The sequence below is a fragment of the Bacillus sp. GB_SG_008 genome (assembly GCF_052038115.1).
GTDB lineage: Bacteria > Bacillota > Bacilli > Bacillales > Bacillaceae_G > Bacillus_A > Bacillus_A rhizoplanae.
In genome coordinates this window covers 66,002-86,744 of record NZ_JBPZSK010000007.1, presented here as the reverse complement: position 1 = coordinate 86,744, position 20,743 = coordinate 66,002, and the positions used below count along the sequence as shown (strand labels likewise).

The following is a 20,743-nucleotide window of genomic DNA, read 5'->3' as shown; positions in this document are numbered from 1 at the left end:
AAAAGATGAGAACATTTTTACAACAAGCAAGAACTCATCATGTTTTCACATTTGGGAAAGACTTATATGATCGAACAATGCGAGATGATGTGGCAGGCTTATCAGCACAGCTTGCCTATTTCTTCTTGCTTTCTATGTTTCCAGCACTTGTTTTTTTAATAACTCTTCTTGGATATATTCCAATTCAGACAGAAGATGTATTAGGCTTTTTACAGAATTATGCTCCTGAAGATGTATTGAGTTTAATTGAAACAAATGTAGATACAATAGTAAGTGAACAAAATGGCGGATTATTATCGTTTGGTTTACTTGCAATGTTATATTTTGCTTCGAATGGTGTAAATGCTGTGATGAAGGCATTTAATCGTGCTTATGATATTACTGAAACACGTTCATATATTGCAACAAGAGCATTGTCAGTTGTATTAACATTAGCAACGATTTTTATGATTGTTTTTGCTTTAATTTTACCTGTATTTGGCCAAGTAATTGGATCAGCAATTTTTAAAATTTTAGGTTTATCTCATGAATTTTCGCTTGTTTGGAGTATTGTTCGATTACTATTAAGTTTTCTCGTATTATTTGGTTTATTTTGCTTTTTGTATAAATTTGCTCCAAATCGTCATGTAAATAGAAGAGAAGTGATAACAGGAGCATTATTTGCTACAATCGGATGGATTGTGGCATCGTATTCATTTGCATTCTATGTCGATCACTTTGGAAATTATTCTAATACATACGGTAGTCTCGGTGCTATTATTATTTTAATATTATGGTTTTATTTAACTGGCTGGGTGATTTTGCTTGGTGGAGAAATTAACGCACTCTTGAATTATTATCGAACGAGTGACAATAATTCCCGTAATCAAAAGTAACCTTCTGTTCCATACTAAAAGGGAATAGGGGGGATTATTCATGGGCCAAAATAAAACTGGCAATAGCAAAAACGATAAAAACCAACGTAAACAACACAGCAGCTCACAGCCAAAACATAAAACGAGCAGCAGTGCAAACGGACATAACGGTTATCATTAAAAAAAGGGTTCCATATTGGAACCCTTTTAATTATTTGCTTTTAATAATCGTAACCCATTTAAAATAACGAGAATGGTACTTCCTTCATGACCGATGACACCTAATGGAAGTGCTAAAAATTGTAGGAAGTTCGAACAAATGAGCAGCATAATTACTGTCAACGAAAAGGTAACGTTTTGCTTTACAATACGATTCATTCGTTTTGATAAGCGAATTGCTTGTGCTAAGCGAGAAAGTTCATTTTTCATCAAGACAACATCTGCAGTTTCTAAAGCAACATCAGTTCCTTCTCCCATCGCAACTCCAATACTTGCTGTGGCTAATGCAGGAGCATCATTAATGCCATCACCGACCATTGCCACTGTACCATATTTCTTTTTCAATTCTTTTATTGCTTCCACTTTTGTTTCTGGTAAGCAAGATGCATAATACTCTTTAATATTACTTTCAGCAGCGATGGTTTTTGCCGTTTGTTCATTATCGCCTGTAATCATAATCGCTTCGATACCAAGGCCTTGAAGCTCGTGAATTGCTGCAATTGTTTCTTGGCGTAGTGTATCTTTCAAGGCGATAATACCAAGAATACCTTTCTCATCGCCTATATATACAACAGTTTTTCCTTCTTGTTCTAAATGTGTTGAAACGCCGTTATGGAATAATGTTGCTTCTGCACCGATAAAATCAGCTTTCCCGATTTTATAAGCTTTGTTTTGCAGTATTCCTTTCAAGCCAAATCCGGTTACATCTTCTACGTTTTCTGGTTTTGTTAATGTAATATCATATGCGTGTTTTGCATATTTAACAATTGATTCTGCTAGAGGATGTGTAGAATGACTTTCAATAGATGCTGTAATGTACAATAACTCTTTTTCAGATACTCCATCACGCGTATATACATCTGTTACTGTTGGTTTTCCTTGTGTTAATGTACCTGTTTTATCGAAGGCAATGGCTTTTAATGAAGCGAGTCTTTCTAAATGAACACCGCCTTTAAATAAGATGCCATGCCTTGCACCGTTTGAAATCGCCGATAACGTAGCTGGTGTAATGGCTGCAACGAGCGCACAGGGAGAAGCAACAACGAGTAGAATCATTGCACGGTAAAATGTTTCATTCCAGCTCCAGTCAAGAGCATAGTGAGGAACAAACATCATGAGCCCTACAACAAGAAGTACTCCTTTCACATATGTTCCTTCAAATTTTTCAATAAAAAGTTGTGAAGGAGATTTTTCACTTTGTGCATTTTGCACGAGACGAATAATTTTTTGGAACAATGTTTGATCGCTATGTTTTGTGATTTCCACTTCAATGGCACCGCGCAAGTTAACAGTTCCCGCGAATACTTCGTCGCCTGGTCTCTTTTCATTTGGAATTGGTTCACCTGAAATGGCAGCTTCATCAATATTTGTTTCGCCAGTGTGAATTACACCGTCAGCAGGAATACGTTCACCTGGCTTAATTAAAATGATGTCACCAATATGCAGCTGCTGGACTGAAATACGTTCTTCTACTCCGCGAGAGATGCGCAGTGCTTCTTCAGGTTGTAAGTCGAGCAGTGCTGAAATTTCTTTTTGACTTTTATCCAGTGTGTAAGCTTCCATAGCTCCGCTTAAAGCGAAGATAAAAATTAATATGGCACCTTCTGTCCAGTAGCCGATAATGGCTGAGCCGATAGCCGCAAAAATCATGAGCATTTCGACATTCAGCTCTTTTTCTGCAATTGTGTCTTCAATCCCTTCTTTTGCTTTGGCATAACCTCCAATTACATAAGCTAATACGTAAAATATGGTTGCAGCTGTTGTAATATCATTCTTTGTTAGTAACCAACCTGCCAAAATAAAAATTCCAGATGTAATCGCAAAAATAAGTTCATAATGTTTTTGGAATGTTTCCAACCAGGATGAAGAAGTTGGCGTTGTTGTTTGTTTTGATAATACTTTTACTTGTGTATTCATAGCTTTTGTACTCCTTTCATTGAGAAAAATAATCATCATCGAAACCCTTATAAAACGACGAAAGCTGCCATCCATACGGATAGCAGCATTTCTTAGAAAACACATTCTGTGTAGTTATTCACTTTATTATTATTCTAAATTGTAACATATGTTTCCACTTATAGAAAGATTTTTTATTTAATGATTAGAAGTGAAAATACTTGTGTTTTTGAGTTTGCTTTGTTATATATGAATATTGTTCGTAAAAAGTACGGAAAGGAAGACATCACGTGAAGACAGAAAGATTTTTTACACATCCGCTCGGCGTATTTGTAGCGGCATTAAGTGCAACTTTTCTATGGGGCAGTGCGTTTCCATTTATTAAATTAAGTTATGTACAGTTAGACATTCAACCTCATGAAGTAGGTGAACAAATTTTATTTGCAGGTTACCGATTTCTCTTAGCGGGAGTAATGCTCTTATTCTTTTTAAAAGTATTAGGAAAAAATGTATCTTTCCAAAAAGGTACAGCGAAGCAGCTTGTTCAGATTGGTTTGTTTCAAACGTTTTTACAATATATTTGTTTTTATATTGGCATGAGTTATAGCACCGGGATTGAAGGAGCAGTTATCTCTGGAACATCTTCATTCTTTCAAATTTTATTAGCACATTTTCTATATAAAGATGATTCATTAAATATGAGAAAAATCGTTGGAGTATCAATTGGGTTTTGCGGTGTAGTCCTTGTAAATATTCCAAAAGGAAATATGGATTTTCACTTTGGTATTGGCGAATTGTTATTATTAGGTGCAGCAATGCTGTACTCATACGGTAACATTTTGGCGAAAGAAGGCAGTAAAACAATGGATGTAGGCTATATGACTGCATATCAAATGATTATTGGTTCTTTAGGTTTATTGTTCATCGGGATTTTACAAGTTGGATTCATGCCATTTACATTTCATATGCAAACGTTGCTTATGCTACTATACTTATCTTTCTTATCGGCAGCGGGATTTTGTATTTGGAATACAGTGATGAAATACAACAAAGTTGGAAAAGTATCGATGTACATGTTCTTCATTCCAGTGTTTGGTGTAATATTATCAAGCTTAATTTTAGGTGAAGCGATTCATTCTTTCGTATTGTTTGGATTGGCATGTGTAGCGACGGGAATCATTGTGGTGAATCGTGCACCTATGGTGAAAAAAACGGAGCAAATACAAAAGCAGCATGAAGAGGTTCAGTAAGAGCCGCTTTTTCATATGTAAAGTTAGGAAATATTAAATGGAATTTTTTTTAGAAAGTGATGGAGTAATAGAAACACACATATTTTTGTTGAAATTTGTAGATAAAAGGAAGGGAAATGATGTTTTTATATCGAATAACGTAGAAATATTAATTCATCAAGGAGAAAAATATGAATGAAATGTACGTACTGCTGATTGGACAAGTAACTTTGTTTCTATTTGGTACAATTTATGCAATAAGGCAATCAAAACAAACAAAGAAAAACGAACCATTACCTTTATTTGTACGTTTACTCCTAAGCTTTTCATTAACTGGAGCTGCAATATGGATGTGGGTGCAAGACCCTGCGACACCTTATCGGCAATGGGTTGCAATCGGTATGATTTTGTCAACAATTGGCGATTTATTTATGGCAGGCTTAATTCCATTTGGTAACCGTTTAATTGGTGGGATGGTCACATTTGCTATTGCACATTGCTTGTATGTTACAGCTTTTTTAGAGACAGGTATTGCATGGACAGGATTATGGTTTGGCTTAGTAGGATATGGGTTATTTTTAATTATCGGTTGGTTCTTTTTTATTAGAAATAATAAGCAAGATAAGCTATTTACAATAGGAGCACTTGTATACGGGCTTTGGGTTGGTGGAATGGCGTGCTTTGCATTTGGACTTGCATACTCTTACGGTGGAATATGGTGGATTCCAGCGCTTGGTGGTTTGCTGTTTGTCATTTCCGACTTTATTATTGGAGTTACTGATATCGGGGGAAGAAATATAAAATATGATCCTCTTTGGGTTTGGGCAACATATGTTGGAGCGCAAATGTGTATTATTTATGTTGGAATGTAATTGTTGAACTAATCAGGTGCTAACGATGAACGTTTAAGAAAATATCATCAGCATAAGGAGATTATTACGAAGTTGACGTAGGAATAATTGCCACATGTATAGAAAATGAAGGAAGAACTGCTCTTGAGCAGTTCTTCTTTCATTTTCTATATATCGAATGTTAGATTCTATTCTATAAATGGTGTGGATAATTTACTGATAATATAGAATATATTTACAAAAATATTTTATAATATATGTACATAGAGGGATAAAGGAGATAAGCATGAGACAGAAAAGCCGCTTTCGGGAATGGATGGAAGTATTTGCGATTGCATGCATGATTGCTTTTTTTATGAAAGTATTTGTATTTTTTCCGACGACGGTGCAAGGAGCTTCAATGCAGCCTACACTTTATGAAGGAGATAAAGTCATTATAAATAAGTTAGCAAGGAAAGAGGATAGCTATAATCATGGTGATGTAATTGTGATAAAAACAGATAATTTTTATGTGAAGCGTATTATTGGTTTACCTGGAGATACAATTGAAATGAAAAATGATCAGTTGTATATAAATAGTCAATTGCAAAAGGAAACATATTTGGAAAAAAATAAGAAGCAAGCAAAACAACTTATGATAAATTTAACTGAGGATTTTGGTCCGATGATAATTCCGAAAAATAAAATCTTTGTGATGGGGGATAATCGATTAGTGAGCCGAGATAGTCGTAATGGGCTAGGGCTTATTGATAAAGATGATGTATTAGGAAGTTTGGTTGCAATATATTATCCTTTTGAACGGATGCACATAGTAGATTAGAAGGAGAGTGGATATGGAAGATATTATTGGTCACATTCTCGCTGGGGTTGTACGAGGAGCAATTGCACTAGGAGAGGCGGCAGTAGATGCTACAAAGGTTATCGTTCGCGGAACAGTTGGAATTGTAAAAGCTGTAGGAGAAGGTATAGCAGAGGAAATTGTAGAACAAGCGTTAGAAAGCATAGAAGGACGAGAGAAGCGAAAGAAAAGAAGATTTGCTCGTCATATTGAAAAGTTAAAAGGATATGATTGGTTCAAAGTTATATATGAAGATGTAAAATGCCGAGATATAATTCATACAGAAGAGCATTATCGGAATTTGTTGAGTGAGCGGCGGTATATACATAAACTAATTCGTAACGAAAATGAAAGACAACAATTTATTCAGCAAATTCGTGTGGAAGCAAAGGTTGATGATGTGATTTGGGATGTAAAGTGAAACGGGGGATTTACTACCCGTTAATGCGGGATAAAACAGAATGAAAGAAGAGTTACATTCACATAAGAGCTTAGTATAAAAAGCAGCCAATATAGGCTGCTTTTTTGGTTCTTATTTACTACAATATGAGAAAGTTAAAAGGTGGATAGTTCATCTATTTCTGTTTCTAAAGTTGAATCTGGATAGGAATTATCTTTACCTATATTTAAGATTACTTCATACTGACATAATCTCAATTCAAAGAGCGTTATAGGGTCATGATAAACTTCAGGATTCGATTTCATTTTATGCAGTGTATTTTGATTTTCTTGTATCTCTAAATGAGTGTTTTCTACAGCTTGTTTCAACGCACCAAATGGATTTCTAAAGAACATAGTAATATCTCGCTCTAGTGCGTTTTCAAATAGCTCAAACTGCAAGAAAAATTTGTTCATAATAGAAGCTGTTACATCGGTATAATCTTCATTTTCTAAATACTGTTTGTATTTGTTATATAGCATTGCTTTGTTTTTAGGAAGAACTCCAAATAATTTACCGGCACTTTTCAGTAAAAATTGTGCTGGTGTAAAGCGGCGTAAGATATTCACTTCTTCCATTTGTATTCTAGTTGTCATTCTATCAGTATCTCTGCGCCAATCATCGAGCACTTTAAAGTCACATTCTAACTGTATTCGATTTTCTCCACATAAAGAATTAAGTCCTTCACTGATTTCTTCTAAGTACGATTGACTTTGAAGGAACTCGTTATTAGAAGCTTCAATCCAATTTTTCATAGAGAGAGCAAGGTTAGGTAATACAGTTTGTTCTAGATAGTTTTGAACTCTTTCGTTCATCGCTGTATTTAGTTCAATATCAATGTGTCCGAAATCGCTCTCTTCGCTAATTAAATCAGAACAACTTTGTAATAGTTTCGGAATATGTTCTGTCAGATCATGAGTAATTTCTTTTTTCATTTTACGATATGATTCTGTAATAAACTGAATTTTTTCCTTTTCAAAAGCAGTAAGGTTATTAATAAAACCATTTAGTCTAACTAAAATATCTTCATTCCAACTAATGGAATCCACTAGGTTGTTTTCCATCTCGACGCGTTTATCCAAAAGATATGTAATTGTTTTTCGAATGAAAACTAATAGCTTTTCAGTACGTTCTGCATCGATATTTTTATGGTTAAAGTTAAAATGAATAAACTCAGTGAACTCGGCTAGTTGTTGACTATTTGTATATAACGAAGAATAAGGGAAAACCCTCGCATGCGGGAAATATGCGTTTATTCTCGCTTGCGTATCATGTATAACTCTTTTTGCTTCTGCTTCACTGTAAATGTTATCAATTTTATTTAATAAGAAATGAATTTGTAGATTTGGTGTATGTTCTTGAATGCTTAATAGAATGTCACGTTCTTTGTCAGTAAAAGGTGAATCCGCATTCAATACGAATAATAATTCATCTGCAGAATTTAAATATTCAAATGTTTCATTTCTACTATCATTGTTTCTGCTGAAGCTAGGTGTAACAACGAATGTAAGTTTATTTTTACTTAAAAATCTGCATGGTAATTTAAATTCAACACATGCTCTATCTCTATATGTTTGGCGGTGCATAGACAACATGTTATGGAAATCAGAGAAATTCTCAGTCGTTGTAATTGCTGAATCTGTTACGGCGTTAATTTCTGTCTGAGCATCATTTTTAAAGACAATTACATTTGAGCTGGAGTCTTCTAATATATTTTCTCCCAGTATAGAGTTAATAAATGAAGATTTTCCGTTTCCTGAAGTTCCTGTTATTAAAAGGCGATTTGTTTTTAAATCTGCAAGCTCGCCAACTAACCATCTAAATCGATGGCCTATTTCTAAATCATTTCTTTGTGCCCACTGTGTAATAGATTCAAAAAGATGTAAGCTATACTCTAATCCATCAGTGTAATTGGTAGAATATGATAGGGTATTTTCTGCATGTTTTATATCTGCTGAATCTATTTGGGAAGGGAAAATCTCATCCCATGCTAATACTGCTGAAGATGGAAATACAGACTGAGACGGATTGGTTACCTTTAACCAATTTGTTAAAAGATTCGGAATGATATCGTGTAATTGTCTCAGCATATATTGACCTTGAATTAATTCAAAGTACGTTTCTTCGTAAAGAGAAGAAATTTTGTCCCATATATCGGACGAATGTATTTCGATATGTAAGAAAAATTCATTTATTGTTTTAAGCCATAATAAATAAGTTTGTTCATTTTTATAGCTATGCCAAAGCGATGCAACAATTTGCGTAAATTGTATTTGGTCTACATTATTTAATGTAACTAATACTTCATAAAAATAATCTGGTGAAATGGTTTTAGTAAATCCTTTATCAATATATTCTTTTAGAACCTCAAACCATGGAAAAGATTCTGTTCGAATTAACTCATTCACAGCAAGCTCTACTGCACTGCCAAAATCTTGCTGTTCTTCATAAAAGGAACGTGCAATTGTTGTGACGTTTGGATAATCGGGATTTAAAGAAACCGCTTTTTTAATAACAGCGAAAGCTGAATCAAATTTATTTTGCTCGATGTAAAGAGAAAGTAATTGCAATGAAATTTCAGTCATAAGTACTTTATTATCAGTAGTAATTGATGTATAAACACTTTCAGCAACTGATAATTGGTTAAGTTCGAAGTAAGCATCCGCAATATTTTTTTGTGCCCATGGTGCTAATTCATTATTGACTTTCTCCCATTTAAAAATAGCTGATTCAAAATCTTGATAGTGATAATAAAATTCACCTTGTGCAAAACGAATATAAGATCCATCGGAAAACTCATTTTTTTGTTCGTTTAAATAAGCTTCTCCAAGTACTTGAAGAGGTGGATGTGTTTCATTCTCCATTAAGAATGTTTCATAATATATCTTTTTTATTAATTGTTTTTCTAATCTCATATTTTTCCCCCACTATATCTTGAAAAATACATTTTCCTCTATGTGTCAACATTTTTTTGTATTTATACTTTTTATTTTAACAAAGATTTTCTTTTGGAAAATTTCATTTTCCTTTCATTTTTTAAGTATGATTGAATTTTTATGCGAAAAGTTTCAGTTCTTTTTCAATTTCCTTTCAGTTGTGAAACAACATTAGATGTTCCTAATAACTTAATGCGAATATAATATTCTACATTAAGTTGTAACATTACATGTAGAGTTCGTTATAAAAACAATGTATAGTGAATATGTATGCCATGTTTGCTTCATTGATAGAGAGGGTACAATGTGGAATAACGATAACGTATTGGATGTGTCGTGCGAATGGAACAACATATTGGTGAATTAATCGCACACTATGGTTATTATGGAATTATTATTGCACTTGCTGGAGGAATCGTTGGATTACCGATACCAGATGAATTTTTACTTACATTTATCGGATATAATATTTCAAGGGGATATATGTCAGGTACAGAGGCTTTTATGAGCAGTATGGCTGGGTCTATACTTGGGATTACATTAAGTTATATGCTCGGTTTAAAGCTAGGACTTCCTGTACTAAAAAAATATGGTTCTAAAGTGGGAATTAAAGAAGCACAAATTGAGAGGACTCATATTTTATTTGGGAAGTATGGTCCTTTTTTACTAATGATTGGCTATTTTTTACCTGGTGTCAGACATCTAACTGCATATTTTGCAGGAATGTCCAACTTAAAATGGGGTAAGTTTTGCTTATATGCGTATGGCGGTGCTTTGATTTGGGTGAGTGTATTTATTGGGCTTGGATGGAAATTAGGAGAAAAGTGGAGAGAGGTAGAGTACAATTTACATCGATATGGATTTTGGATTTTTATTATTTCAATTGTCATCGCTTTGATTGTTTATACATATGTAAGAATACAAAAAGCTAAGAAAAACCGCTAATTTATATTATATAGCGGTTTTTTTATTAACTAAAAGCAATAAAAAGAACTCCTGTTGTAATAAGGAGAACACCGATACCAGTCATGAAATTTAATTTTTCACCAAGAATAATCATAGCGAGGATAATCGAAAAGACCACGCTTAACTTATCAACAGGTGCTACTTGTGAAACCTTTCCTGTTTTTAAGGCGAGAAAGTAAAAGAGCCAAGAAGAAGCCCCTGCTACACCGCTAAGTGTGATAAATAATAATGCTTTCTTGTTTACTAATACTTCTCCGATATTTTGGAATTTTCCTTGGATGATAATAACGCCGATCATAAATAAGGCCATAATGATTGAACGAATTGTCGTTGCAACGTTCGAATCAATTCCTTCTAGTCCTATTTTTCCAAAGATAGATACAAGTGCTGCCGTGATTGCTGATAGTAATGCGAATAATAACCATGAGCTCATATGAATTCCTCCGATCATCTATTATTTTACATAAAAAAAGACCATTCCTGTTAGGGAATGGTCTTTTCTTATTATTCTGCAATCTCCTCATATAAGAAGTACGTCACGTTATAAATATGTTCTACCTCGTCATCTGTCATATACATAAGTTCTTCGCGTTCAATCCCTTTTTTCTTTTCAATAAATTCAATCATGTTTTTCCGTTCTTCTCTTTTCATCATTTTTTATTTCCCCTTTCACTCTGTTTTAATACAGTTTATTTAAGTTAATGCTATTATATAACAGAATCTTTAGAAAGTTCCAGCTTTTTCAATTTTTTTTGGAAAAGAACTTTTCGACAAAACGAGACCTCATATTTCGTGAGATCTCGTTTCTTTTTGCTATAGGCGTAAAAATTCTGGTTGCGTTGTACCGACACTATCAATGTAATAAATTGTTTCAGGATTAATTTTTATTAAAACGTAATTTGGATCTTCAGGACCAAGTAACCAACGTTTCAAGCTGTTTGTCCAGAATTTATTTTTTAATGTATTGTCTTCTTCAATAGAAGCGATTCCTTCTACTTCAATGTACTCTTCATCCCAGTTCTTTCCTTCCTTACCAAGTAAAATATGAACGTTTGGATTTTGTTCTATATCTGTTATCTTTTTTGAATGACGATCTGTTGCAGCGTACAATACGAAATCTTCATGAAAAAATATCATAAAGCAGCTATGTGGTTTGTTGTCACGAAGTGTTGCCAGTACACCTGTTTTTTGATTTTGAATGATATTTGCTATTTTTTCTTTTATATGCATTTGTTTATGCCCCTTTCTATTGTCTCGCACTTATTATTAGTTGAATTAACAGGCTTTTACGTGATGAAAAATTCTTTGCTCGCTCTTACTTTTTTCTTCAATGCCCTTTTTTAAACGTAATTTTTATGAAAATTGGGTAAGTTAGAAGAATAATGATAAAACAAAGGGTAATTGATGAAAATTGGAAGGATGAAAAGGATGTTTAATAAAATCTTTTTATTCGTTGTAGTTATTGGTGTGCCGTTTTCCATTCTTGGTAACGTCATGCACTGGCCACAAACAATTATGTTTGCCGTATATTGTATTACGATTATTGGGCTTGCTGGCTTTATGGGGAGAGCGACAGAAAGTTTGGCGATTTTGTCAGGACCACGTATCGGTGGCTTGTTAAATGCAACATTTGGTAATGCAGTTGAGCTTATTATTTCTATTTTTGCATTGCAAGCTGGGTTAATAGAAGTAGTGCTCGCTTCGTTAACAGGTTCTGTTCTCGGTAACCTATTATTAGTGGGCGGCCTTTCATTTTTTGTAGGTGGTCTAAAGTATAAACGTCAAAGCTTTAATGTATATGATGCAAGACATAATTCAGCCCTATTAATTTTTGCGGTTGTTGTTGCATTTGTTATTCCAGAAATATTTTCAATGAAAATGAACATAGGAAAAACATTCCAACTTAGTATTGGCGTTTCAATCGTTATGATTATTTTATATTTAGCTGCATTGTATTTTAAACTTGTCACGCATCGAGGAGTATATCAGCCTAAAGAAGAAATAATAGAACAACACGACGAAGAGCCAGAATGGTCAAAAGGAAGAGCGTTGCTTATTTTAGCACTTGCAACAGTAGCGGTTGGCTATGTATCAGAGGCGCTTGTACATACGTTTGAAACAGTTGCAAAAGCATTTGGCTGGAGTGAATTATTTATTGGGGTTATTATTGTGGCCATTGTTGGAAATGCAGCAGAGCATGCATCGGCTATTCTCATGGCCTACAAAAATAAGGTTAATATTGCAGTTGAAATTGCAGTTGGATCAACATTACAAATTGCAATGTTTGTTGCGCCTGTACTTGTCATTAGTTCTATGTTTTTTGCAGTGGAAATGCCTCTTATATTCACTTTCCCGGAATTAGTGGCAATGATTACAGCTGTATTTTTGACAATTGCTATATCAAATGATGGCGATACGAATTGGTTTGAAGGTTTAACATTACTTGCAGCGTATCTCATTATGGGTATCGGTTTTTATTTATTATAAAAACTTCTATCACTTATCACTTTTAGATCTTGAAGTGGGGTTTTCTCCTATTTTTTGATAAAAAGTTTGGATAACAACGAGGAGTGCGGAAAAGAATATAACCGTATAGTCCCATTAGGAAGGAGCTTTACGGATGAAACGAGTGTCCAGTATTTGTCTCATCATCATGTTCTCGTTTATCTTTTTATTCCCTTGTAGTAGCTTTGCAAAGACAGAACTGAATGTGAAAATTCCACCGTCTGTTTTAAACATTTCAAAAGAAAATACGTATCCAAATCCAACACAAGATTTGCCGCGCTTACAACCGAGCGAACTAGCAAAAACATTGCTTGAAACATCGCCAATAGTGATTGAAAATCCGGACCTAATTCGAATGTTTAATGAAACGTCTATTTCTAATGCGCCGCTTGCAGTTGGATACCGGGCTAAAATTTATTTAGGACAATGGCCTTTAAATTATGAATCAACTGAAACAACGATGAATTGGGAATATCGACAAGTGAATCGGAATTTCCATGATAATCGTGGTGGGCAGGGGTTTTATTCACTTCGTTATAAGCAAGAAGCACAAAAAATTGTGGAAGGTGGACTCACTTCTTACATTAAAAATGCGGAAGATGTAAAGAAGATGATGCTACTAAAAGCAATGGAAAAAGTACGCTTACCTCTTTCGTTTAAAACAATTATTGGCTATGGAACCGAGCATGAACGAGTATACAATATTAGTCCGAAACAACTTGGATACTTATATGCATATACGCCAGCAGTTAATGAAAAAGGAAAAGTAACATTTGGAGAAGTATATCTTGTCTTAAAAGGAAATCAGCGAAAACTTATGATAAAAAATATAACATCACAAGGAATTGGAGCTTCCATACCAATTCAAGATCATATTTCATTTAAGTTTATTTCGTCTCCTACCCCAAAATAAAGTGAAACTTCCATCATTGGGGGTTCTTCATCTTTCACTGATGGAAAGCTCTCACCAATCGGGCTCTTACTGCCGGCGAATAGAGGGAAAAAAAGCCAGCGCATATTGCGCTGGCTTTTTTTTTCCCACTTATAGAGTGAGATTCGCTTGTTTTGTTAAGAAGTCTTCTGTTGAATAATAACTATTTTTCACAAGAATATTTGGTCCAAGGCATTTTACAGCTGGACAATGACAGCTTAATTCTTTTGCTGTTTGTGAAGAGCTCCATTTGTCATAAGCTTCTTGCAATGTGTTCGTTTGGACGTTTCCAAGCAATGGAATGTCACCGAAATCTGTAACGATAATATTACCGTCAAAAATATTTACATTTAAGCGAGAACGACCGTCTGGATCATTGCGTACTGTGACGTTTTTACTTGTATGTAGCTTTTTGAATACTTCTAAATCACGTTCGTCATTGCTACATGCATAGAATGGCAATGTTCCAAATAACATCCATACATTTTCATCACGAATATCAAGAAGATGTGAAATTGCACTGCGAATTTCATCTTTCGTTAAAATTTCAAGATTGCTCGCAAAATCACTTGGATACATCGGATGTACCTCATGACGTTTGCAGCCCATCTCTTCAACAATTTGACGGTGAATATGTTCAATGTGTGGAAGGGTACGTTTATTTAGCATTGTTTCAGCAGAAACAAGAACACCCGCTTCTGATAATGCTTTACTATTTGAAATCATACGTTCAAATAGTTTGGCACGTTGTTCATATGATGGTTTGCGTTCCATCATGGCAAATCCGCCCTCAACGAAATCATCAATAGTTCCCCAGTTATGGGAAATATGAAGAACATCTAAGTAAGGAATAATTTGTTCATAACGAGCTAAATCTATAGTTAGGTTAGAGTTAATCTGTGTACGAACGCCTCGTTCGTGAGCATATTTTAAGAGCGGTGTTACATAGTTATCAACGGATTTTTTTGAAAGCATTGGTTCGCCACCTGTAATACTTAAAGAACGTAGATGAGGAACTTCATCTAATCGTTGTAATAACAAATCAAGCGGAAGTGGATTCGGATCTTTTGGCTGTAATGTATAACCAACAGCACAATGTTCACAGCGCATGTTGCATAACGTTGTAGTTGTAAACTCAACGTTTGTTAATAATAATTTGCCATACTCTTCAAGGTCCATATACGCTTCCCATGGATCATAAGAAGGAGTAATCGGCTTCATTTTTTGTGATGTATTCATTTATGAAATACTCCTTTGACTATTGAAATAACAATTTGTCCATTCTCTATGATAGAAGAAGATTGCTTTTTAATAAAGTGAAACTTCCATCAGTGGGGAGTTTTTTTCTTCCCCGCTGATGGTTAGTTGAACCAATCGGACTTTTACGGGCAGTTATTCCTACCTAACTTCTTTGCTTTATGCTGAATTTTGAGGAATGGGGATTACTGTCTGCGAATAGCGGGATAAACCATTTTACTTAAATTGAAGAAAAAATTTCATGACCGTGATAATCATTTTTGCTGTATAATAAAATAAAGATTCAACAAGCAAACCATGAGTATGCTGAATATGAGTCGAAGCAATCGAGTTGTATAAGTGTGTTATTTTTCGTAAATATATAGGAACACTTATGTTTAGTAAGAGCTTATTAGGATAACTCGAACAAAAAGGAGAGAGCCCTATGGGAAATGCTACTTATGATAAAGATTCACAATTAGTATATTTGAAAGAACGTCTAAATATGTTTTTAGAAGTTATTGATACAATTGAACCAGAAGATGTAGAACTAGAAGATGTGGACCGTCTTCTTGAAATGTTAGATGATATTGAATTTAAATGCGAGCAATTTAAAAAAGGTGAGTAAGAATCAGCAAATTGCTGATTCTTTTTTGTTAGAAGCAACACAAAAAAAGAGGTATAATCAAAATGTGAAATTTTTTAAAGCGTTTTGGTAGCGTTCACAATTGAGGGGGAAGTAATAATGAAAAAGCTTCAAGAAAGCATGTATCAACTAATTGTTGAAACGTCGACGAATTTACCGAAAGATGTTCGCCGTGCAATTCAACGAGCGAAAGAACGAGAAAATGCAGGGACTCGTTCAGCGATGGCGCTTGGAACAATTACAAATAACATTAAAATGGCAGATGACAATATTTCGCCAATTTGCCAAGACACAGGGATGCCAACTTTTAAAGTTTACACACCAGTTGGTGTAAATCAATTACACATTAAAGAAGCGATCTACCAAGCAATTGAACAGGCAACAAAAGACGGAAAGCTTCGTCCAAACTCTGTTGATTCTCTGTTTGGCGATAATAGCGGAAATAACTTAGGACCAGGAACACCTGTTATTAAGTTTGAACAATGGGAAAAAGATTATATTGATGCACGTCTTATTTTAAAAGGCGGTGGCTGTGAAAATAAAAATATTCAATATAGCTTACCTTGTGAACTAGAAGGACTAGGACGAGCTGGTCGCGATTTAGAAGGAATTCGTAAATGTCTTCTTCATGCGGTATACCAAGCACAAGGGCAAGGATGTAGTGCTGGTGTAATTGGTGTTGGTATCGGAGGAGATCGTACGTCTGGTTATGAGCTTGCGAAAAACCAATTATTCCGTACATTAGATGATGAAAATCCAATCCCAGAATTGAAGCAGCTTGAAGAATATATTATTGAAAATGCAAATAAGCTTGGCATTGGAACGATGGGCTTTGGCGGCGAAACGACATTGCTTGGTTGCAAAATTGGCGTATACAACCGTCTTCCAGCTAGTTTTTATGTTTCTGTTGCGTATAACTGCTGGGCATATCGCCGCTTAGGTGTAATGATTCATCCAGAATCAGGTGAAATCATTGACTGGTTATATCAAGAAGGTGAAGATACGTTAAAGCACGAGGAAGCGAAGGAAGATGCAAATACGCAACGTGAAATCGTCCTGCAAGCTCCAATTACAGAAGAGCAAATTCGTGAACTTCGCGTCGGTGATGTTGTAACGATTAACGGTATGATGTACACAGGTCGTGATGCGATTCATAAGCATTTAATGGATAACGATTGCCCAGTTGATTTAAATGGACAAGTTATTTATCACTGCGGACCAGTTGTTGTAAAAGATGAAAACGACAATTGGAAAATTAAAGCGGCAGGACCAACAACAAGTATTCGTGAAGAACCTTACCAAGGCGATATTATGAAGAAGTTTGGTATTCGTGCTGTTATTGGTAAAGGTGGTATGGGTGCGAAAACATTGGCAGCATTAAATGAGCATGGCGGCGTATATTTAAATGCAATTGGCGGTGCAGCACAGTACTACGCAGAGTGTATTAAAGAAGTAGAAAATGTTGATTTCTTACAATTTGGTATTCCAGAAGCAATGTGGCATTTACGTATAGAAGGATTCAAAGCAGTTGTAACGATGGATTCTCACGGTAATAGCTTACATGCTGATGTTGATAAAACATCTTTAGAGAAATTAGCAACGTTTAAAGAACCAGTATTTAAATAAGAAAGATGAAGGGAGCTGACTTTTGTCAGCTCCCTTTCTTGCGTTTGATGTGTCGAAGCGCCGATATATTTTAAATAGTGGTCGATATATTGAGTCAGTTTCTTTCTTTGTATTGGTATAAATGGAAAAACGTGTTCAGCATGAAACAAATTAGAGACACAGAAACTACAAGTACGATTATATATGAAAAGGAGCTTATAAATGAAGCGTAATTGGTTATACATTAGTATTATCTTTTCAATTATGATGGTACTTGTTCCAGCTTCTGTGTTTGCTTATGTGAATACACCGAATCATTGGGGGATTCCACGTGCGAAGAATGAAACTCCTCCGGATGCTGGTCAGAAATTTACAGAGCTGCTGCAGAAAAATGGAGGATTTTATTTAGGGGATACAAAGAAAAAAGATATTTACTTAACGTTTGATAATGGGTATGAAAATGGCTTTACAGGAAAGATTCTTGATGTGTTAAAAGAAAAGAAGGTACCAGCAACGTTTTTTGTAACAGGACATTATATAAAAAGCCAACCAGATTTATTGAAAAGAATGGCAGATGAAGGACATATTATTGGAAACCACTCACAAAGTCATCCGGATTTTACAACAGTAAATGACACAAAGCTTCGTGAAGAACTGCAAATTGTAAAAGATGAAATTAAGAAGGTAACTGGCCAAAAAGAAGTACTATATGTAAGGCCGCCACGCGGGATTTTTAGTGAGCGTACATTAGCACTTGCAAAAGAACAGGGCTATTATAATGTATTTTGGTCACTTGCTTTTCTCGATTGGAAAGTAGATCAGCAAAGAGGATGGCAATATGCTCATAATAATGTTATGAATATGATTCACCCTGGAGCTATTATTTTACTGCACTCTGTTTCCAAAGATAATACAGAAGCATTGGCGAAAATCATTGATGATTTACGCGAGAAGGGGTATCATTTTAAAAGCTTAGATGATTTAGTAAAAGGCAATCAACCGTAAGCATGTATGCTTGCGGTTTTCTCATGCTATAATGATGTGTAAAAAGGATGAGGAACGTATGTGGAGCGAACAAGTTACGTTAGAATACCCGTATCGTTTTGAAGAAGTGTTAAAGCGATTATCTTTTGATCCATTAAATGTCGTTAATCTAGAAGATAAAACAATTCATGTTCCGCTTAGCATAGATGGAGAGCAACTTGTTGTACGTGTACAGGGGAAGGGAACAATGGAACAGCCACAATTTTGGATTTCTAGTCAAACAGACAAACAAGATGAAATTAAGAAGCGTATTTTTTCTATTTTCCAATGGAATCAACCTTTTCATGAGATTCAAAATCATTTTATAAACACGTCATTACGTCCGCTTTTTGAAACATTTGCATATACACCAATTATTTTAGAGTTTGATTATTTCGCTTGTCTTCTTCGCTGCATTATTCATCAACAAGTTCATTTGAAATTTGCTACAAAGCTTACAGAACAATTTGTAAAAACATATGGAATAGAGAAACACGGTGTTTTCTTTTTTCCAAAACCTGAACAAGTAGCAAATATTACAGTAGAAGAATTGAGAAATCAAAAATTTAGTCAGCGGAAGGCAGAATATATCATTGGACTTGCGAAACATATTATGGACGGTAAGTTAAACTTAGAAGAGTTAGAGGGAAAAACTGACGAAGAGGTTAGAGAACAACTATTGCCGCTGCGAGGTATTGGGGCATGGACCGTACAAAATTTCTTACTGTTCGGGCTTGGACGCCAAAATATGTTTCCAAAAGCAGATATCGGAATTCAACGCGCGCTTCAACAGTTATTTCAGTTAGAACAAAAGCCAGATGACGCATTTTTAGAACGAATGAAACAAGAGTGTGAACCATATTGCAGTTATGCATCATTATATTTATGGAAAAGTATAGAGTAGAGGTGTAACAATGATACAAAAACAACATGAGAGTAAGTTGGAAGTTGGTCAAACGTTTCCTGTGACAATTAAACGTCTTGGAATTAACGGAGAGGGCGTAGGTTACTTTAAGAGACAAGTTGTCTTCATTCCAGGAGCATTACCGGGAGAGGAAGTTGTTGCAGAAGCAACGAAAATTCAACGTGGTTTTGCAGAAGCAAAAGTGAAAAAAATTCGCAAGGCTTCACCGCATCGTGTGAAGCCGCCATGTCCTGTATACGATGAATGTGGCGGTTGTCAGCTGCAACATTTAGATTATCAAGAGCAGTTGAATCAAAAGCGTGATATTGTTGTACAAGCATTTGAAAAGTATATGAACGGAAGTATGGAAGCGGATATTCGTCCGACGCTTGGTATGGGAGATCCGTGGCATTATCGCAATAAAAGTCAATTGCAAGTAGGGCGTAAAGACGAAAAAGTCATTACAGGCTTATACAAACAAAACTCACATCAATTAATTGATATTTCTCATTGTATGATTCAGCATAAAGCAACAAACGAAGCAACAAAAGTTGTAAGACGTATATTAGAAAAACTGAACATTTCTATTTACAATGAGAAAAAACAAAAAGGTCTTGTACGTACAATTGTGACACGTGCTGCGGTTCAAACAGGGGAAGTACAAGTCACATTAATTACAACAAAAGAAGAATTACCAAATAAAGATCAATTTATCGCAGAAGTACAAAAACAGATGCCAACTGTAAAATCGATTATGCAAAATGTGAACTGGCGTAAAACATCTGTTATTTTTGGTGATAAAACATTCCGCTTAGCTGGAAAAGAAATCATTCAAGAAACGCTTGGTGATTTATCATTTGAATTATCGGCACGCGCATTCTTCCAGTTGAATCCTGAGCAAACAGTTGTTTTATATAACGAAGCGAAAAAAGCAGCTGCTTTAACAGGAAAAGAAAAAATCGTAGATGCGTATTGCGGTGTTGGTACAATCGGACTTTGGCTTGCAAAAGATGCAGCGGAAGTACGTGGTATGGATGTGATTCCAGAAGCGATTGAAGATGCGAAGAAAAATGCAAAACGTCACGGTTTTACAAATACAAAGTATGAGGCTGGAAAAGCAGAACAATGGTTACCAAAATGGGTGAAAGAAGGGTGGCGTCCGGATGTCATCGTTGTCGATCCGCCGCGTACAGGCTGTGATGATAAACTACTTGAAACGATCTTGAAAGTAAAACCAAAGCAAGTTGTGTATGTTTCTTGTAATCCTTCGTCATTAGCACGTGATGTGAAAACATTAATGAAGAGCTATGAAGTGGAGTATGTGCAGCCGGTGGATATGTTCCCACATACGGCGCATGTGGAGAATGTTGTAAGGCTTGTTAGAAAAGAAAGTTAAAGGTGTAGTAGTGAGCCATAGGCCTTATCGAAAAATCGATAAGGCCTAATTTTTATTTAGGATTGATTACGCTGAACCGTATCATAAGTAAATGAGGTTTTAGCGAAGAAACAACAGCACCCTCTAATTTGCTGGAGAGGTGCTGTTTTGTTATTTGAATGGCTTACGTTAATATACTCCTTTAATTCGAATGGTGGCAGCACCTTTTATTAGAATTGTCCTCTTGATTTAACAAATGCTTTTTTGTAAATAATATGTTTGTTAAACAA

19 protein-coding genes are annotated in these 20,743 nt (G+C 35.1%); 13 read left to right on the top strand and 6 right to left on the bottom strand.

Annotated elements, in window-relative coordinates; genetic code table 11:
* Nucleotides 1–5 precede the first annotated feature (5 nt).
* Nucleotides 6–875, top strand: coding sequence for a YihY/virulence factor BrkB family protein (locus ACTDJC_RS17810; protein ID WP_253628492.1), 870 nt, complete (start codon nt 6–8; stop codon nt 873–875).
* 186 nt (nt 876–1,061) lie between these two features.
* Here ACTDJC_RS17810 and ACTDJC_RS17805 read toward each other — a convergent pair whose 3' ends face one another.
* Nucleotides 1,062–2,990, bottom strand: a complete 1,929-nt coding sequence (locus tag ACTDJC_RS17805) for a heavy metal translocating P-type ATPase (RefSeq protein WP_440604236.1) — start codon at nt 2,988–2,990, stop codon at nt 1,062–1,064.
* Between the two features lie 269 nt (nt 2,991–3,259).
* On the opposite strand from ACTDJC_RS17805, the gene ACTDJC_RS17800 reads away from it, so the two are divergent.
* The 4 genes from ACTDJC_RS17800 (at nt 3,260) to ACTDJC_RS17785 (ending at nt 6,308) form a co-directional block, all read left to right on the top strand.
* Complete coding sequence (locus ACTDJC_RS17800; RefSeq protein ID WP_440604235.1) at nt 3,260–4,219, top strand: DMT family transporter; 960 nt, start codon at nt 3,260–3,262, stop codon at nt 4,217–4,219.
* 170 nt (nt 4,220–4,389) lie between these two features.
* Entirely contained in the window at nt 4,390–5,070 is a 681-nt protein-coding gene (locus ACTDJC_RS17795; protein WP_440604234.1) for a lysoplasmalogenase, read from the top strand.
* A 265-nt stretch (nt 5,071–5,335) separates the two neighbouring features.
* On the top strand, nt 5,336–5,869 hold the full coding sequence (gene lepB, locus ACTDJC_RS17790) for a signal peptidase I (RefSeq protein WP_440604233.1): 534 nt from the start codon (nt 5,336–5,338) through the stop codon (nt 5,867–5,869).
* A 13-nt stretch (nt 5,870–5,882) separates the two neighbouring features.
* A complete protein-coding gene (locus tag ACTDJC_RS17785) occupies nt 5,883–6,308 on the top strand; it encodes a hypothetical protein (RefSeq protein ID WP_440604232.1) in 426 nt (141 codons plus the stop codon).
* Nucleotides 6,309–6,442: 134 nt separating this feature from the next.
* On the opposite strand, the gene ACTDJC_RS17780 is transcribed toward ACTDJC_RS17785, so the two are convergent.
* Entirely contained in the window at nt 6,443–9,241 is a 2,799-nt protein-coding gene (locus ACTDJC_RS17780) for a dynamin family protein (protein ID WP_440604231.1), read from the bottom strand.
* 363 nt (nt 9,242–9,604) lie between these two features.
* Here ACTDJC_RS17780 and ACTDJC_RS17775 point away from each other — a divergent pair, with 363 nt between their 5' ends.
* Entirely contained in the window at nt 9,605–10,207 is a 603-nt protein-coding gene (locus ACTDJC_RS17775; protein ID WP_253628498.1) for a DedA family protein, read from the top strand.
* A 25-nt stretch (nt 10,208–10,232) separates the two neighbouring features.
* Here the strand turns inward: ACTDJC_RS17775 and ACTDJC_RS17770 are convergent, their stop codons facing one another.
* The 3 genes from ACTDJC_RS17770 to ACTDJC_RS17760 all read right to left on the bottom strand — a co-directional run bounded on the left by ACTDJC_RS17770 (nt 10,233) and on the right by ACTDJC_RS17760 (nt 11,458).
* Nucleotides 10,233–10,661: an EamA family transporter gene (locus ACTDJC_RS17770; RefSeq protein ID WP_098310884.1), complete on the bottom strand. Its 429-nt coding sequence runs from the start codon at nt 10,659–10,661 to the stop codon at nt 10,233–10,235.
* Nucleotides 10,662–10,732: 71 nt separating this feature from the next.
* A complete protein-coding gene (locus tag ACTDJC_RS17765) occupies nt 10,733–10,879 on the bottom strand; it encodes a BH0509 family protein (protein WP_028411195.1) in 147 nt (48 codons plus the stop codon).
* Nucleotides 10,880–11,041: 162 nt separating this feature from the next.
* Nucleotides 11,042–11,458: a pyridoxamine 5'-phosphate oxidase family protein gene (locus ACTDJC_RS17760; RefSeq protein WP_098310886.1), complete on the bottom strand. Its 417-nt coding sequence runs from the start codon at nt 11,456–11,458 to the stop codon at nt 11,042–11,044.
* 198 nt (nt 11,459–11,656) lie between these two features.
* Between ACTDJC_RS17760 and cax the strand changes: the two genes are divergently transcribed.
* Together cax and ACTDJC_RS17750 are read left to right on the top strand one after the other, a co-directional pair.
* Nucleotides 11,657–12,715: a calcium/proton exchanger gene (gene cax, locus ACTDJC_RS17755; RefSeq protein WP_141525096.1), complete on the top strand. Its 1,059-nt coding sequence runs from the start codon at nt 11,657–11,659 to the stop codon at nt 12,713–12,715.
* 133 nt (nt 12,716–12,848) lie between these two features.
* Nucleotides 12,849–13,646: a YfkD famly protein gene (locus ACTDJC_RS17750; RefSeq protein WP_098310887.1), complete on the top strand. Its 798-nt coding sequence runs from the start codon at nt 12,849–12,851 to the stop codon at nt 13,644–13,646.
* A 129-nt stretch (nt 13,647–13,775) separates the two neighbouring features.
* Here the strand turns inward: ACTDJC_RS17750 and yfkAB are convergent, their stop codons facing one another.
* Nucleotides 13,776–14,903 carry a radical SAM/CxCxxxxC motif protein YfkAB gene (yfkAB, locus tag ACTDJC_RS17745; RefSeq protein ID WP_098310888.1) on the bottom strand — a complete coding sequence of 376 codons (1,128 nt, stop codon included), beginning with the start codon at nt 14,901–14,903 and terminating at the stop codon, nt 13,776–13,778.
* A 442-nt stretch (nt 14,904–15,345) separates the two neighbouring features.
* On the opposite strand from yfkAB, the gene ACTDJC_RS17740 reads away from it, so the two are divergent.
* From ACTDJC_RS17740 to rlmD, 5 genes are all read left to right on the top strand, one after another.
* A complete protein-coding gene (locus tag ACTDJC_RS17740; protein ID WP_098310889.1) occupies nt 15,346–15,528 on the top strand; it encodes an SE1561 family protein in 183 nt (60 codons plus the stop codon).
* 117 nt (nt 15,529–15,645) lie between these two features.
* The gene (locus ACTDJC_RS17735) at nt 15,646–17,172 is read left to right on the top strand and encodes a fumarate hydratase (RefSeq protein ID WP_253628501.1); all 1,527 of its coding nucleotides are present in this window, start codon (nt 15,646–15,648) and stop codon (nt 17,170–17,172) included.
* Between the two features lie 201 nt (nt 17,173–17,373).
* Nucleotides 17,374–18,156 (top strand): delta-lactam-biosynthetic de-N-acetylase, encoded by a 783-nt coding sequence (pdaA, locus tag ACTDJC_RS17730; RefSeq protein ID WP_098310891.1) that lies wholly within the window; start codon nt 17,374–17,376, stop codon nt 18,154–18,156.
* 58 nt (nt 18,157–18,214) lie between these two features.
* On the top strand, nt 18,215–19,078 hold the full coding sequence (locus tag ACTDJC_RS17725) for a DNA-3-methyladenine glycosylase family protein (RefSeq protein WP_440604230.1): 864 nt from the start codon (nt 18,215–18,217) through the stop codon (nt 19,076–19,078).
* A gap of 10 nt (nt 19,079–19,088) precedes the next feature.
* Nucleotides 19,089–20,474: a 23S rRNA (uracil(1939)-C(5))-methyltransferase RlmD gene (gene rlmD, locus ACTDJC_RS17720; protein ID WP_253628504.1), complete on the top strand. Its 1,386-nt coding sequence runs from the start codon at nt 19,089–19,091 to the stop codon at nt 20,472–20,474.
* Nucleotides 20,475–20,743 lie beyond the last annotated feature (269 nt).

What these genes read in the sequence shown, in the direction of transcription:
- ACTDJC_RS17810 (WP_253628492.1), top strand. Translation starts at nt 6, where the DNA reads ATGAGAACATTTTTACAACAAGCAAGAACTCATCATGTTTTCACATTT.
- ACTDJC_RS17805 (WP_440604236.1), bottom strand. Translation starts at nt 2,990, where the DNA reads ATGAATACACAAGTAAAAGTATTATCAAAACAAACAACAACGCCAACT.
- ACTDJC_RS17795 (WP_440604234.1), top strand. Translation starts at nt 4,390, where the DNA reads ATGAATGAAATGTACGTACTGCTGATTGGACAAGTAACTTTGTTTCTA.
- lepB (WP_440604233.1), top strand. Translation starts at nt 5,336, where the DNA reads ATGAGACAGAAAAGCCGCTTTCGGGAATGGATGGAAGTATTTGCGATT.
- ACTDJC_RS17785 (WP_440604232.1), top strand. Translation starts at nt 5,883, where the DNA reads ATGGAAGATATTATTGGTCACATTCTCGCTGGGGTTGTACGAGGAGCA.
- ACTDJC_RS17780 (WP_440604231.1), bottom strand. Translation starts at nt 9,241, where the DNA reads ATGAGATTAGAAAAACAATTAATAAAAAAGATATATTATGAAACATTC.
- ACTDJC_RS17775 (WP_253628498.1), top strand. Translation starts at nt 9,605, where the DNA reads ATGGAACAACATATTGGTGAATTAATCGCACACTATGGTTATTATGGA.
- ACTDJC_RS17770 (WP_098310884.1), bottom strand. Translation starts at nt 10,661, where the DNA reads ATGAGCTCATGGTTATTATTCGCATTACTATCAGCAATCACGGCAGCA.
- ACTDJC_RS17765 (WP_028411195.1), bottom strand. Translation starts at nt 10,879, where the DNA reads ATGAAAAGAGAAGAACGGAAAAACATGATTGAATTTATTGAAAAGAAA.
- ACTDJC_RS17760 (WP_098310886.1), bottom strand. Translation starts at nt 11,458, where the DNA reads ATGCATATAAAAGAAAAAATAGCAAATATCATTCAAAATCAAAAAACA.
- cax (WP_141525096.1), top strand. Translation starts at nt 11,657, where the DNA reads ATGTTTAATAAAATCTTTTTATTCGTTGTAGTTATTGGTGTGCCGTTT.
- ACTDJC_RS17750 (WP_098310887.1), top strand. Translation starts at nt 12,849, where the DNA reads ATGAAACGAGTGTCCAGTATTTGTCTCATCATCATGTTCTCGTTTATC.
- yfkAB (WP_098310888.1), bottom strand. Translation starts at nt 14,903, where the DNA reads ATGAATACATCACAAAAAATGAAGCCGATTACTCCTTCTTATGATCCA.
- ACTDJC_RS17740 (WP_098310889.1), top strand. Translation starts at nt 15,346, where the DNA reads ATGGGAAATGCTACTTATGATAAAGATTCACAATTAGTATATTTGAAA.
- ACTDJC_RS17735 (WP_253628501.1), top strand. Translation starts at nt 15,646, where the DNA reads ATGAAAAAGCTTCAAGAAAGCATGTATCAACTAATTGTTGAAACGTCG.
- pdaA (WP_098310891.1), top strand. Translation starts at nt 17,374, where the DNA reads ATGAAGCGTAATTGGTTATACATTAGTATTATCTTTTCAATTATGATG.
- ACTDJC_RS17725 (WP_440604230.1), top strand. Translation starts at nt 18,215, where the DNA reads ATGTGGAGCGAACAAGTTACGTTAGAATACCCGTATCGTTTTGAAGAA.
- rlmD (WP_253628504.1), top strand. Translation starts at nt 19,089, where the DNA reads ATGATACAAAAACAACATGAGAGTAAGTTGGAAGTTGGTCAAACGTTT.